This is a genomic window from Anoxybacillus pushchinoensis (genome assembly GCF_900111795.1).
GTDB classification, from domain to species: Bacteria; Bacillota; Bacilli; order Bacillales; family Anoxybacillaceae; genus Anoxybacillus; species Anoxybacillus pushchinoensis.
The window spans coordinates 1-14,417 of the sequence record NZ_FOJQ01000053.1; the positions used below are offsets into that span (position 1 = coordinate 1).

Genomic DNA, 14,417 nt, shown 5'->3' on the forward strand with positions numbered 1-14,417 from the left:
GGGCTGGAGAAGCACCCGAACGTGTCATGACATCTATAACGTAGGCTCTGTTTCAAGCCTTGGTCTGGTCAACATGGGGCTTACAAGCCCATGACTTTAGTCGTTGGGTTGTTGACTTTAATTTGTACTTTTGCCATATATTCCACCTCCTTGTATACCTTATATCGTATATACTATCTATTTTATATTAGAAATGCAAGGACGTGCATATTTGTCAGAACAGTGACAAGATAAATGGATGTGATTTTTTGTGATCAATGTCACATGATATAAATATTCCTTCTTGTACAATGGGAAGTAGTGATTGAATCGGAGGGATCAAAATGCGTGATTTTCATCAAAATCCATTTATCGTTATATGGGAGTTAACGCGAGCGTGTCAACTCAACTGTCTTCATTGTCGGGCCGAAGCGCAATATCATCGTGACCCACGTGAATTAACGTTTGAAGAGGGAAAACAACTTATTGATGACATTTATGAAATGGATCAGCCTCTTCTCGTGTTCACAGGTGGCGATCCACTGATGCGTCCAGATGTGTACGACATTGCTAAATATGCGATTGATAAAGGACTTCGTGTATCGATGACGCCAAGTGCAACACCAAACGTGACAAAAGAAGCGATCCGAAAAGCAAAAGAAGTCGGCTTAGCGCGATGGGCATTTAGTTTAGATGGCCCAAACGCGGAAATTCATGACCATTTTCGGGGCATGTCCGGCTCTTTTGATTTAACGATGAAGGCGATCGAATATTTACATGAGTTGGAAATACCGGTGCAAATTAATACGGTCATTTCTCGTTATAATGTTCATGTTCTTGATGAAATGGTGCAACTTGTTGAAAAGCTTGGATGTGTTCTTTGGAGCGTATTTTTTCTCGTACCGACAGGCAGGGGGAAAGAGACGGATATGATTTCACCCGTTGAGCATGAAAAAGTGTTTCGTTGGCTTTATGAAACGAGTAAACGTGTACCGTTTGATATTAAAACGACTGCAGGACAACATTATCGACGCGTTGTATTGCAACAAAAAATGCGAGAGCAACAAATTGATCAAGCTATTCGCTATGAAGACGTGCTAATGAAAGGGATGATTGGGCAAGTAGATGGTTTAGGGCGCGCCCCAAAAGGAGTAAACGATGGTAATGGCTTTGTATTTATTTCCCATATCGGTGACGTATATCCGAGCGGATTGTTGCCTGTAAAAGCAGGAAATGTACGCGAACAACCACTATCGCACATTTATCGCCACTCGCCAATTTTCAAGCAGTTAAGAAATCCAGATGGATATAAAGGGAAATGTGGTGTATGTGAATTTCGCTATGTTTGTGGTGGATCGCGTTCGAGAGCGTATGCGGTGACAGGCGATTACTTAGCGAGTGAGCCATATTGTATTTACATTCCGAAAGCGTGGCGTCAAAAAGAAAAGGTCGGCGAATAGCCGGCTTTTTTCTATTCATCCATACAGGCGATAAGTTCCTTATTTGTGTAAATTGGGAACTTGTCTTTTTTCTACAAACATTTTATTCATATGAAAGAACGTATGAAAGTTTTGTGAACATAACAAAAATTGTGAACAATATAACAGTACTGATCGATAAATTTTTTTACGATAAAGTTGTCAAACGATAAAGCGAGGGGGGAATAAAGATGGAACGATTAAAACAATTTCTTCGAGTTGGTCATTTACCGACACTTCTTTCGTCTTTTTTGTACTTTGATATTAGTTTTATGATCTGGGTGATTCTTGGGGCAACAGGAACGTTTATTGTAGAAGATTTAGGTTTGACGCCTGCTCAAAAAGGAATGATGGTAGGTATTCCTGTATTAGGAGGGGCGTTGCTTCGTATTCCGATGGGGCTGCTAGCTGACCGATTTGGTGGTAAGAAAATGGGGATGATTGGAATGATACTGACGTCCATTCCACTTTTTTGGGGATGGTTGTTTGCTGATACACTGACACACATTTATGCACTCGGATTGTTATTAGGGGTTGCTGGAGCGAGTTTTGCAGTTGCGCTTCCTTTAGCTAGTCGATGGTATCCGAAAGAACACCAAGGACTAGCGATGGGAATTGCAGGAGCCGGGAATAGTGGAACGGTCTTGGCAATGTTATTTGGACCGCGTCTTGCTGAAGCACATGGATGGAACAGTGTATTCGGATTAGCGCTCATTCCTCTTATTGTTGCATTTATTGTATTTATCCTATTTGCGAAAGAATGTCCGACAGCGGTAAAACCAACGAAAATGTCAGAATATACACGCGTAATGAAAATGAAGGAGACATGGTTGTTTAGCTTCTTTTACAGCTTATCTTTTGGTGGATTTGTAGGAATGACGAGCTATTTAACGTTATTCTTTTTTGATCAATACGGGGTTGACAAGGTGACGGCAGGGGACTTTGTGACGCTTGTCGTATTTGCAGGAAGCTTTGTTCGTCCAATTGGTGGATATTTGGCAGATAAATACGGCGGGATGAAATTGCTCGTTTGGTTATTTACCGGTGCGACTGTCACATTAACGATTGTTGGTATGCTTCCACCTGTCTATGTCGCATTAGCTCTTTTATTTGTTACACTTATTTTTTTTGGTACAGCGAACGGAGCGTTATTCCAAGTCATCCCTAACGTATTCCCGAAAGAAGTTGGATTATTAACAGGTTTTGTTGGAGCTGCCGGCGGGTTAGGAGGGTTCTTTTTACCGAATATTTTAGGGATGTTTAAGCAATGGACGAATTCATATTCGTACGGATTTTGGTGGATTGCAGCGACGATGCTCGTTGCGATGCTCATTATGAGACGACTGCGCAAAACGATCGCTTAAATATCATTTTTTAACATTGTATGAACATTTCATGATATGTGATGCACATCACATTATTGTTTATACACTTTCTATATGATGAAAGTACAGCAATGATTTTTATAATTATATACTGTTAAAAAAGGAGAGGCGATCGTTATGAGTCAAACATTGAAAACGGCTTCAGATTATGCTGAACGAAAAAGTCGCATCGGTTCGTACTGGAATCCAGAAGATCCTGAATTTTGGGAAAAAGAAGGGAAAAAACATGCTCGAAGAAACCTTTGGATTTCTGTTCCAACGTTAATGCTTGCATTTATTGTTTGGCAAATTTGGTCTATCGTTGCTGCCCGATTAAATGATATTGGATTCCAATTCACGCAAAGTCAATTGTTTACGTTAGCTGCTGTCCCTGGACTTGTCGGTGCGACGCTACGCTTCATTTACACATTTGCAGTCGGGAAATTCGGAGGAAGAAATTGGGTTGTTTTCTCGACAGGGGTGTTGCTCATCCCAGCCATTGGGGTTGGTTTAGCGGTACAAAATCCGAATACACCGTACTGGGTTATGTTGTTGCTAGCTGCCCTCTGTGGACTCGGTGGTGGAAACTTTTCATCTGCATTAGCGAATATTAGCTTTTTCTTTCCGAAAAAAGAAAAAGGGACAGTGCTCGGTATTAACGGCGGCCTTGGAAATATGGGAGTATCGGTCGTTCAGTTCGTCACACCGTTAGTTGTGACGGTCGGTGTGTTTGGGGTGATCGGTGGTGAACCACAAGTACTAGCAGATGGTTCAAAAATTTGGTTACAAAACGCTGCGTTTATTTGGGTCATTCCGATTGTGTTCTTTACGATTTTAGCATATTTCGGTATGGATAACTTACCAAATGCAAAACAATCTGTATCAGAGCAGTTTGTCATCGTAAAAAGAAAACATACATGGATTATGACATGGTTGTATATCGCAACGTTCGGTTCGTTTATTGGATATGCGGCAGCGTTTCCGCTTTTATTAAAATCACAATTTCCAGAACACGTCTCGCTTGCCTTTTTAGGAGCATTTTTAGCAGCTTCATTCCGTCCAGTCGGTGGTTGGTTGTCTGATAAGCTAGGAGGGGCGCGCGTAACAAACTACATTCTAATTACTATGGGGCTTGGTGCTGCTGCGGTCATGTATTTTACAACTGAAAAACATTTTATCGGATTTATTGTATCTTTCATGATCTTATTTATTGCTGCTGGAATGGGATCAGGGTCAACATTCCAAATGATCCCAATCATCTTCCCACCAAAAGAAGCAGCACCTGTTCTTGGTTTTACGGCAGCATTTGCGGCGTACGGTTCATTCTTTATTCCAAAGCTATTCGGTTGGGCATCTCAAAACACAGGGACACCAATTACGGCATTTTATTTCTTTATCGCATTTTATGTTGTATCAATTGTGTTAAACTGGTATTATTATGCTAGAAAAAATGCGGAAGTGAAATGTTAGAAGAATAAAAGAAGGGGATATCTGTAATAGATATTCCCTTTTGATATATGGAGGGACTAAAGTGAGAAAAATGTGTTTTTTTATTATGATTTTGTTATTAGTGGCATGTAATCCTCACGCCGCTCAACCAAATGCGACACCATCCATTAAAGTTGCGGCAGCTGCAGATTTAACCCATGCATTTAAAGAAGTTGGGAAGCAGTTTAAAAAAGAAACGGGAATAGACGTTACATTTGTTTTCGGTTCGAGTGGTCAGCTAGCAGAACAAATTAAACAAGGGGCGCCGTTTGATATATTTGCTTCAGCGAATGTAGAATATGTCGATGAACTCGTTCGCGAGCACGTGGCTATAGAAAAAACAAAAAATATATATGCATTTGGCCGCATTGGGCTCGCTGTAAAAGAAGGGGTAGCAGTAACGTCATTGGGGGATGTATCAAAAGAAGAAGTGAAAAAAATAGCGATCGCTAATCCCGATCATGCCCCTTATGGATTAGCGGCGAAACAAGCGTTAGAACGAGCGGGTTTATGGGAGCAAGTAAAGCAAAAAATTGTTTACGGAAGAAACGTTGCCGATACGCTTACTTATGTAGAGTCAGGCAACGTGGAAGTAGCAATTGTTGCCCTTGGACTAATGAAAGACCATCATTTGCCGTTCTATCTTATCGATGAACGTATGCATGACCCGATTCGACAGGCGATTGTTGTTACAAAACAAACAGCCCATGAAAAAGAAGCGCATGCGTTTATTGAGTTTTTAAAAGGACCGAACGGAACGAGTATTATGAAAAAATACGGTTTTATCATTCCTGAGGAGGAATAATTGTGGAGGCGGTCAATCTTTTTCCGCTCTTTCTGTCATTAAAAGTAGCAACAATAGCAACGGTTTGTGCACTTGTTGTCGGATTGCCCATTTCTTACTATTTAAGTCGTTCTAACGATAAAATAAGTGATATACTTGATTCTTTATTTACGTTGCCAATCGTATTGCCCCCAACCGTTCTCGGTTACTATTTACTTGTACTACTTGGTCGCTCAAGTCCAATTGGTCGTTGGTTGGAAGAAGCATTTGGGATTTTGATTGTATTTACACCGACAGGAGCGGTTGTTGCCGCTTTTGTTGTCGCTTTGCCGTTTTTTGTAAAAACGGCACGGGCAGCATTTGCAAGTATTGACGAGCAATTGTTGAATGCGGCGCGCGTACTTGGACGATCGGAGTGGGATATTTTTTTTACTGTCGTCATCCCGCTTTCTTGGCGTAGCATTGCATCTGCAACTACACTTGTCTTTGCACGTGCGCTTGGGGATTTTGGAACGACGTTAATGGTTGCAGGAAGCATTCCAAATGAAACGATGACGATGCCTATTGCCATTTACGATGCGTTGCTTGCGGGGGATAAAAAAATGGCGAATATACTCGTCCTTATCATGACCGTTGTATCTATTGCTTTGTTGTACACAATGAAACGATTAGAAAAACGAATGATTCGAGGAGAAAACGATGCTGTACGTCGCCATTAAAAAAACATTTTCTCATTTTCAGTTAGATGTAAATTTTACAATACACAAAGGGGTCATTGGTATTTTAGGACCATCAGGATGTGGAAAAAGTTTAACATTGCAAAGCATTGCAGGATTACAGCAGCCGGATGAAGGAATTATTCAATTGTACGATCGGTTATTTTTTCATTCAGACAAACGGCTCCACGTTCCTGCCCGTTACCGAAACGTAGGCTATATGTTTCAACATTATGCCCTTTTTCCCCATTTGACCGTTTACGAGAATATTGCGTTTGGCTTAAAAAAATGGCCAAGAAAGCAAGTACAACATACGGTTATGAACATGATTGAAAATGTCGGATTAAAAGGGTATGAGAATCATTACCCCCACCAATTATCCGGAGGACAGCAACAACGAGTGGCACTTGCACGAACGCTTGTTACAAAACCGAGTATATTATTGCTTGATGAGCCATTCTCAGCGCTCGATCATCACACAAAACAAGTGATGGAACAACAATTTTTCTCTTATTTACAACAACATTTTTCTGGTATCGTTCTTTTTGTTACACATCATTTAGAAGAAGCCTATCGGTTATGTGACGAACTTATTTTATATGACCGTGGTCGCGTCATACAACAAGGAAAGAAAGAATGTGTATTTCATGAACCGGACAATGTACAGGCTGCAAAAATTGTCGGCTGTAAAAACATATTTCCTTGTACGGTTGTTGAAAAGGGAGACGAGGTGATTGGTTATGTCAACGGTGCACAATTAATCGTCCCTGCACATAAAAAAAAGAGCGGGGCGACATATGTTGGTATTCATTCGCACCATATTCGCTTTGTTGATGATGCGATATGCAACGCATTTCCTTTTCGTATCATTCGTGTTGCTTCACATGTATATACGTATGATGTGACGATACAAACAGATCATTTTATATTGCAAGCTAGTGTGAGTGAAGAACAGTGGCGACATATGCATAATAAAAAAGTATATTTACCGCCTGAGCATTTGTTTTTTTTGAGAGAAGGAGGTTGACTCCAAAAGCCCCCTTTTTGATGAAATTTAACCTAAGTATGTGAAATAGACCACCTCTGAAACCCTTGATTTTACTGGGTTTTCACTGGTGGTCTATTTTCCCATTTCACCTCAGATAGGAGCATTACCCTCCTTTCCTTTTTGGGTCAGCTCTTTTTTTTTTGAAATTAAATGTCATGTTTTGTTACATAGTAAATGTTTATTTTTTTGTTAGTGTAATAAAATATAACATAAAGATATTATAAAAGGGGGAAGTGTATGGGAAAAGTGTATTTGGTTGGTGCTGGACCGGGTGATCCGGGGTTAATTACGTTAAAAGGGATTCGTTGTATTCGTGAAGCAGATGTGATTTTGTATGATCGGCTCGTCAGTCCACAACTTTTGGTGGAAGCAAAAAGAGAGGCTGAGATTATCTATTGCGGAAAAGGTCCCGATTGTCATTTCATGAATCAGAATGAGATAAACAGTTTGCTTACTCGGTATGCCCGTGAAGGAAAAATTGTTACGAGATTGAAAGGTGGGGATCCGTTTGTCTATGGAAGAGGAGGTGAGGAAGCAGAAGTGTTAGCCAAGAACCATATAGCATTCGAGATTGTTCCTGGTGTTACGTCAGGGGTGGGTGCTTGTGCTTACGCTGGCATTCCTTTAACGCATCGTTATATTAGTTCTACAGTAGTTTTTGTAACAGGACATTATTGCGATGAGAAAAAGATAAGGTGGGACAATATTGCTAGTATAGAGACGGTTGTTATTTATATGGGTATTAATCAGGCTGTGTATATTGAACAACAAATGATATCAAATGGTCGCTCGCCAAATACACCAATTTGCATTATACAAGAAGGGACAACGAGTCGACAACGAGTGCTTACAGGGGAATTGAAAGATTTATCTCTAATTATTGAAAAACATCGTGTTAAAAGTCCAGGGTTGATCGTCATCGGAGAAGTCGTTCGTATGAGATCTATCATTTCCTGGTTTATGTAAAAAAAGTATGTTATTTTTTATTACAAAACATGTGACATTATATAACCAACTGGTATAATGTTAAATAAAAAAGGAGAAGGATAGAATGAATAAAAAAAAACAGAAAAATCGGAACATTAACATTGATTGTTTTAATATGTAAATTTTGGTTTAGGTAAAAACTTATTTGTACTTCATTGATAAACAAAATATGAATTCAAAACTTATACTGAATGGAGGTTGAAGATAAATGGGAAAAAGAAAGCTTGTATTGATCGGCAACGGGATGGCTGGAGTGCGTTGTGTTGAGGAAATTTTAAAGATTGATGGTGATGCATTTGATATTACGATCTTTGGAAGTGAGCCTTATCCAAACTACAATCGTATTTTATTATCAACTGTGTTGCAAGGAGACATGTCAATCGATAGCATTACGATGAACGATTGGGAATGGTATCGAAAAAATAACATCCGACTTTTCGTTGGTGAAACGGTTATAAACATCGACACAGAGAAGCGGTTTGTACGGACAGACAAAGGGCGAACTGTTCAATATGACAAATTAATCATCGCCACAGGCTCTAAGCCTTTCATTCTTCCGATACCAGGAGCGAATAAAAAAGGGGTCACCGCGTTTCGCGATATTAAAGACTGCGAAATGATGATGGAATATGCAAAAACGTATAAAAAAGCCGCAGTGATTGGCGGTGGATTGTTAGGTTTAGAGGCTGCGAGAGGTCTTTTAAATTTAGGGATGGAAGTTGATGTCATTCATATTTTTGACTATTTAATGGAACGCCAATTAGACCCAACTGCGTCGAAACTGTTGCAGCGTGAATTAGAAAAACAAGGAATGAATTTCCTGCTTAAAAAGGAAACAGCAGAGATTTTTGGAGATGGCCGCGTCGAAGGGGTTCGCTTTAAAGACGGAACAGAAATTGCAACGGATTTAGTCGTCATGGCCGTAGGGATTCGTCCGAACGTTGATTTAGCGCGGGAAAGCGGAATCGCGGTAAACAGAGGGATTGTCGTGAATGATTACTTAGAAACGAGCGTTCCTCATATTTATGCGGTCGGTGAATGTGCGGAACATCGGGGAATTGTGTATGGTCTTGTAGCGCCGCTTTACGAACAAGGGAAAGTATTAGCCGAAGCGGTTTGCGGTATTAAGGGACGTCCATACGAAGGTTCGGTTGTTTCTACGCAATTAAAAGTTTCTGGCGTCGATTTGTTTTCTGCCGGAGAATTTATGGATGGGGAAGGAACGGCATCGATTAAAGTATATGACGAATTCCGTGGAATTTATAAAAAAGTTGTCATTCGTGACGGAAAAATCGTTGGTGCGGTTTTGTTTGGCGACACAAGCGAAGGACGGAAACTACTGGATATGATTAATAAAAATGAAAATATTTCTAACTCGTTCCAATTATCGTTTTTCCAATCAACTGCGAATTCATCCAATAAAAGCATGGTGGCTGCAATGGCAGATACGGATGTCGTTTGTGGTTGTAATGGGGTAACCAAAGGAACGATTTGTAAGGCAATTGCGGAGCATGGGTTAAAAACTGTTGAAGAAGTGCGTGATTGTACGAACGCTTCACGTTCCTGCGGAGGATGCAAAGGGTTAGTAGCGGAGTTATTAGAGTATACACTTGGTGAGGAATTTGATAAATATGCGATGAAAGAAACGATTTGTGGATGTACAACATTAAGTCGTGAAGAAGTGATTGATGAAATTAAAGCGAAAAATTTGAAGTATGTGAAAGAAGTGATGAACGTCCTTGGTTGGAAAAATGAAGAAGGTTGTTCGAAATGCCGCCCGGCGTTGAACTATTATTTAAGCATGTTGTATCCAAGTGAATACGTCGATGAAGCGGAGTCACGTTTTGTGAATGAACGGCTTCACGCGAATATTCAAGCAGATGGAACGTATTCGGTTGTTCCGAGAATGTATGGAGGGGTCACAACGGCGGAGCAATTGCGGAAAATTGCTGATGTCGCTGAAAAGTACAACGTGCCAATGATTAAGTTAACAGGTGGACAACGCATTGATTTATTAGGAGTGAAAAAAGAAGACTTGCCACGCATTTGGGCCGAATTAGACATGCCATCTGGATATGCATACGCAAAAGCGCTGCGCACAGTCAAAACGTGTGTTGGTAAGCAATTTTGCCGTTTCGGTACACAAGACTCTACAAAACTGGGGATTGATATGGAAAAGAAATTTGAACGGTTGAATACGCCGCATAAAGTAAAAATGGCTGTTTCTGCTTGTCCGCGCAACTGTGCAGAATCAGGAATTAAAGACGTCGGCATCGTCGGTGTCGATGGCGGCTGGGAAATTTACGTCGGAGGAAATGGCGGCACGCACCTGCGAGCAGGGGATTTACTATGCACGGTAAAGACGGAAGAAGAAGTGATTGAAATGACAGGGGCGTTTCTCCAATATTACCGTGAGTCTGCTAACTATTTAGAACGCACATCCAAATGGGTTGAGAGAGTCGGGCTTGAGCATATTCGTGAAGTGATTTTTGATCAGGAAACTCGCCGGCAATTGCTGGATCGTTTGGAGGAAGCGCTAGCAGCCACGAAAGATCCATGGAAAGAGATAGTTGAAAATAAAGAGATGCAAGAAAAGCTGTTCACAAGTCTACAAGTCAAAGTGCCAGTGAATCGGTAGGAGGAGAGTTAGATGACACGAATGGAGATCGGAACAGTACAACGCCTTTCTGAAAGATTAGGAAAATGCGTAAAAGTGGGACAAATGGAGCTGGCGTTATTTCGGTTGTCAGACGGCCGTATTTATGCGCTTGAAAACCGCTGTCCGCACAAAGGAGGAGATTTGTCTCAAGGAATTGTCAGCGGGGAGTTTGTGTTTTGTCCTCTTCATGATTGGAAAATTTCCATAAAAGATGGGAAAGTGCAAGCGCCTGATCACGGTTGTGTGAAAACATATAAAGTAGAAATTGAAAATGGAAAAATATATATACAACTGTAAATAAGGTGAACGAATATGACAAAAGAATTGTTGCGTTATTTTCAGCACAAGCAAAAAGATCATGCGTCGGAAACGTTATTTGATACACAATGCCCGTTTTGTAGCGTTCAATGTGCGATGCAGCTCGTTGAAGAACGTGTGGTTGGAAGAAATTGTTATAAAGTGATTCCGAAAGACAATCCCACTTCAAACGGACGGCTTTGCATCAAAGGGCTTCATGCGCATCAGCATGCATTGCATACCGAGCGATTGCAATTTCCGTTGCTGAAAAGAAATGGTCGGTTTGTCCGAGTGAGCTGGGAGGAGGCGCTCTCTTTTATACAAATAAACTTCAAGAATATTCAAAAAGAATTCGGAAATGATGCTATTGGAGTATATGGAGGCGGCTCGCTAACGAACGAAGAGGCGTATTTATTAGGAAAATTTGCTCGCGTTGCTTTGAAAACGAAATATATCGATTATAACGGTCGCTACTGCATGTCCGCTGCAGCGGCGGCGATGAATGCTACATTTGGCCTTGATCGCGGGTTGACGAATAAACTTTCAGAAATCCCCCATGCTCGCTGCATCATATTAGCAGGTACGAATATTGCGGAATGTCAGCCGACGATTATGCCATATTTTCATCAAGCAAAGAAAAATGGGACGTTTTTCATTGTCATTGATCCGCGGGAAACGGCTACATGCGGGCTAGCTGATTTGCATATTAAAATCAAACCGGGGACAGATGTGGCATTTGTGAACGGCATGCTGAAAGTCATTTTTGCTGAAGGGTATGTTGATGAACAATTTGTTAAAGAAAGAACAGAAGGATACGACGAGTTAAAGAAACATATTGAGCAAATTCAGCTAGATGAAATGGCGGAGATGACAGGAATTGCTCCGGAAGTGATTCAGTTTGCGGCAAGGCAGTATGCCACAGCACCAACCGGTATGATCTTTACCGCAAGAGGCGTTGAGCAGCAAACAAACGGATATATGACTGTCCGTAATTTTCTAAATTTGGCGCTTGTAACAGGAAAAATTGGGAAAATTGGCTGCGGCTATGGGGCGATTACTGGGCAAGGCAACGGACAGGGGGGACGGGAACACGGGCAAAAGGCTGACCAGCTTCCTGGCTACCGTTCGATCGAAAATCCGGAGCACAGGAAATATATTGCAAGCGTTTGGGGAGTTCCTGAAGAAGAACTGCCGAGAAAGGGGGTTTCCGCCTATGAAATGATACAAAAAATAGATGAAGGGGAAATTAAGGGCTTGTTTGTGATGGGTTCCAACCCCGTTGTATCCAGTCCGAACGCTCGCTTTGTAAAAAGAGCGTTAAAAAAATTGCAATGTTTAGTCGTCGTCGATTTATTTTTATCGGAAACAGCGGAACTCGCTGATTTAGTATTGCCAACCTCGTCTTATTTAGAAGATGAAGGAACGATGACGAACCTAGAGGGCCGCGTGACGTGGCGTCCGGCTTCGTGGAAACGTCCGGGGGAGGTGAAGCATGACTGGGAAATTCTTTGTGAGATTGCCCGAGTGTTAGGAAAAGGAGAATATTTCCGTTTTTCGTCAGCGGAAGAAATTTTTAATGAACTGCGAATCGCTAGCCATGGTGGTTTGGCAGATTATTATGGAATTACGTACGAACGTTTGCGCAACGAGCGTGTGTATTGGCCTTGTCCTTCGCCCGACCATCCCGGCACCGCAAGACTGTTTGAACAATCGTTTGCTCACCCAGACGGCAAAGCACGTTTAGCGGTTGTAGACAATGAATATCAAAAAGAACAAACGACGGAACAATATCCGATTTATGTGACGACAGGACGAGTGTTGTCTCACTATTTAAGCGGAACGCAGACGAGAAGAAGCCCAGCGCTTGCGTCTCGACAAATTGAAGCATTTATGGAAATTCATCCGAATACAGCGAAAAAATATAAAATCGAAAACAACGCATTAGTGAAGCTTGAAACAAAACGAGGATATGCCATTGTAAGAAGCAAGTACTCCTATAAAATTCGGGAAGATACTGTATTTGTTCCATTTCATTGGAGTGGGCTTCAAAATATTAATCAGATTACAGATGATGAATTGGATCCATACTGCAAGATGCCTGGATTTAAGCGATGTGCTGCAAGAATTATTCCTGTTGTTGATCTAGAAAGAAACTAAAACATTCTATGATAAAAGGAGAGAGATGTTGATGGGAATAAAAGGATTTTTAAAGAGTGGTCATACTCCGACTCTGTTTAGTGCATTTTTGTATTTTGATGTTAGTTTTATGATATGGGTGTTACTTGGACCACTATCGGTCATGATTATGAATGATTTTCAAATGAATGAGGCACAAAAAGCTAATTTGGTTGCACTACCTATTTTAGGTGGAGCTATTTTACGTCTTATTCTCGGTTGGTTGGCCGATTATATTGGACCAAAAAAAACCGCTCAATTAGGTATGCTCGTTACCGTAATCCCACTCGTCTGGGGATGGTTATTTGCTAATCATTTGTCAGAGCTTTATATTGTGGCACTATTGCTTGGAGTATCTGGAGCTAGTTTTGCCGCAGCACTCCCTCTCGCAAGCCGTTGGTATCCACCACAATATCAAGGATTAGCTATGGGGATTGCTGGCGCTGGAAATAGTGGAACAGTCTTTACTACTTTATTTGCTAATCGTATTGCCCAGTACTATGGTGATTGGAGTATTGTTTTTGGATTTGCCCTTATTCCGCTTGTAATTACATTCATTGTGTTTACATTGTTTGCAAAAGATAGTCCGAATCAACCAGATCCAAAAACATTTATTGATTACAAAAATGTACTTAAACAGAGAGATACATGGTTGTTTTGTGTTTTCTATAGTGTAACTTTCGGAGGATTTGTAGGTATGTCAAGTTATCTGACTATTTTTTTCTTTACTCAATACGGACTTGATCCGGTAAGGGCCGCAGATTTTACAACTATTTGTGTCATTGCTGGGAGTCTTTTTAGACCCATTGGTGGATGGTTAGCGGATCGATTCGGTGGTGTGCGTATGCTACTCTGTTTATATACGATCATAGGGTTCATGTTTGCTGCGATTTCCTTCCTCCCGAGTTTAGATAAAGTGATTATGTTATTATTCATTGTAATGATGAGTCTTGGAATGGGAAACGGTTCTGTATTTCAATTAGTTCCACAAAGGTTTAAAGAAGAAATAGGAATGATTACAGGAATTGTTGGAGCGGCAGGAGGAATTGGTGGGTATTTTCTTCCTAAGGTGTTGGGGAACTTAAAGTTAGTAACTGGTTCTTTCTCATCAGGATTTCTTGCATTAAGTACAGTTTCATTTCTATGTATGTTGTTATTAGTCGTTGCGCAAAAACAGTGGAAAAAATCGTGGATGATTAGTGAAAGAAGGGAACAAACATTATATAATCCAAATCATATGTCTAAAACTAAACGATTTGTAGAGTGAAAGTTCATACGTACAACGTACCTTTTTCTATACAAGAATGTGAGAAGATCAAATAGAGTTTGTTACAAAAAACATCCATGGTAACTATTCACCCCAGTGCTAGTGTATAAAAAAGCCCAGCACAAATAGGGCATTTCGGTCATAGAAAATGCCCTAGGTAGCGGAAAGAACTCGA

11 protein-coding genes are annotated in these 14,417 nt (G+C 40.8%); all 11 read left to right on the top strand.

The window, feature by feature from the left end:
* The first annotated feature begins 323 nt into the window (after nt 1–323).
* The 11 genes from BM213_RS11935 to BM213_RS11985 all read left to right on the top strand — a co-directional run bounded on the left by BM213_RS11935 (nt 324) and on the right by BM213_RS11985 (nt 14,242).
* Nucleotides 324–1,439 carry a TIGR04053 family radical SAM/SPASM domain-containing protein gene (locus BM213_RS11935; RefSeq protein ID WP_004889653.1) on the top strand — a complete coding sequence of 372 codons (1,116 nt, stop codon included), beginning with the start codon at nt 324–326 and terminating at the stop codon, nt 1,437–1,439.
* Nucleotides 1,440–1,648: 209 nt separating this feature from the next.
* Nucleotides 1,649–2,821, top strand: coding sequence for a nitrate/nitrite transporter (locus BM213_RS11940; RefSeq protein WP_091704448.1), 1,173 nt, complete (start codon nt 1,649–1,651; stop codon nt 2,819–2,821).
* A 138-nt stretch (nt 2,822–2,959) separates the two neighbouring features.
* Nucleotides 2,960–4,291 (top strand): NarK family nitrate/nitrite MFS transporter, encoded by a 1,332-nt coding sequence (locus BM213_RS11945; protein WP_091704451.1) that lies wholly within the window; start codon nt 2,960–2,962, stop codon nt 4,289–4,291.
* Nucleotides 4,292–4,361: 70 nt separating this feature from the next.
* Nucleotides 4,362–5,114: a molybdate ABC transporter substrate-binding protein gene (gene modA / locus BM213_RS11950; RefSeq protein WP_244149275.1), complete on the top strand. Its 753-nt coding sequence runs from the start codon at nt 4,362–4,364 to the stop codon at nt 5,112–5,114.
* Between the two features lie 2 nt (nt 5,115–5,116).
* The gene (modB, locus tag BM213_RS11955) at nt 5,117–5,812 is read left to right on the top strand and encodes a molybdate ABC transporter permease subunit (RefSeq protein WP_091704456.1); all 696 of its coding nucleotides are present in this window, start codon (nt 5,117–5,119) and stop codon (nt 5,810–5,812) included.
* The gene (locus BM213_RS11960; RefSeq protein ID WP_091704459.1) at nt 5,793–6,836 is read left to right on the top strand and encodes a sulfate/molybdate ABC transporter ATP-binding protein; all 1,044 of its coding nucleotides are present in this window, start codon (nt 5,793–5,795) and stop codon (nt 6,834–6,836) included. The genes modB and BM213_RS11960 overlap by 20 nt, the downstream gene beginning before the upstream one ends.
* Before the next feature lie 258 nt (nt 6,837–7,094).
* Nucleotides 7,095–7,823: a uroporphyrinogen-III C-methyltransferase gene (gene cobA, locus BM213_RS11965; protein WP_035019519.1), complete on the top strand. Its 729-nt coding sequence runs from the start codon at nt 7,095–7,097 to the stop codon at nt 7,821–7,823.
* A 229-nt stretch (nt 7,824–8,052) separates the two neighbouring features.
* Entirely contained in the window at nt 8,053–10,482 is a 2,430-nt protein-coding gene (gene nirB / locus BM213_RS11970) for a nitrite reductase large subunit NirB (RefSeq protein WP_091704461.1), read from the top strand.
* 12 nt (nt 10,483–10,494) lie between these two features.
* Nucleotides 10,495–10,800, top strand: a complete 306-nt coding sequence (nirD, locus tag BM213_RS11975; protein ID WP_035019520.1) for a nitrite reductase small subunit NirD — start codon at nt 10,495–10,497, stop codon at nt 10,798–10,800.
* A 15-nt stretch (nt 10,801–10,815) separates the two neighbouring features.
* The gene (nasC, locus tag BM213_RS11980) at nt 10,816–12,957 is read left to right on the top strand and encodes an assimilatory nitrate reductase catalytic subunit NasC (RefSeq protein WP_091704464.1); all 2,142 of its coding nucleotides are present in this window, start codon (nt 10,816–10,818) and stop codon (nt 12,955–12,957) included.
* A 31-nt stretch (nt 12,958–12,988) separates the two neighbouring features.
* Entirely contained in the window at nt 12,989–14,242 is a 1,254-nt protein-coding gene (locus BM213_RS11985; RefSeq protein ID WP_244149274.1) for a nitrate/nitrite transporter, read from the top strand.
* Nucleotides 14,243–14,417 lie beyond the last annotated feature (175 nt).

What these genes read in the sequence shown, in the direction of transcription:
- BM213_RS11935 (WP_004889653.1), top strand. Translation starts at nt 324, where the DNA reads ATGCGTGATTTTCATCAAAATCCATTTATCGTTATATGGGAGTTAACG.
- nasC (WP_091704464.1), top strand. Translation starts at nt 10,816, where the DNA reads ATGACAAAAGAATTGTTGCGTTATTTTCAGCACAAGCAAAAAGATCAT.
- nirD (WP_035019520.1), top strand. Translation starts at nt 10,495, where the DNA reads ATGACACGAATGGAGATCGGAACAGTACAACGCCTTTCTGAAAGATTA.
- cobA (WP_035019519.1), top strand. Translation starts at nt 7,095, where the DNA reads ATGGGAAAAGTGTATTTGGTTGGTGCTGGACCGGGTGATCCGGGGTTA.
- modA (WP_244149275.1), top strand. Translation starts at nt 4,362, where the DNA reads ATGTGTTTTTTTATTATGATTTTGTTATTAGTGGCATGTAATCCTCAC.
- BM213_RS11985 (WP_244149274.1), top strand. Translation starts at nt 12,989, where the DNA reads ATGGGAATAAAAGGATTTTTAAAGAGTGGTCATACTCCGACTCTGTTT.
- BM213_RS11945 (WP_091704451.1), top strand. Translation starts at nt 2,960, where the DNA reads ATGAGTCAAACATTGAAAACGGCTTCAGATTATGCTGAACGAAAAAGT.
- BM213_RS11940 (WP_091704448.1), top strand. Translation starts at nt 1,649, where the DNA reads ATGGAACGATTAAAACAATTTCTTCGAGTTGGTCATTTACCGACACTT.
- nirB (WP_091704461.1), top strand. Translation starts at nt 8,053, where the DNA reads ATGGGAAAAAGAAAGCTTGTATTGATCGGCAACGGGATGGCTGGAGTG.
- BM213_RS11960 (WP_091704459.1), top strand. Translation starts at nt 5,793, where the DNA reads ATGCTGTACGTCGCCATTAAAAAAACATTTTCTCATTTTCAGTTAGAT.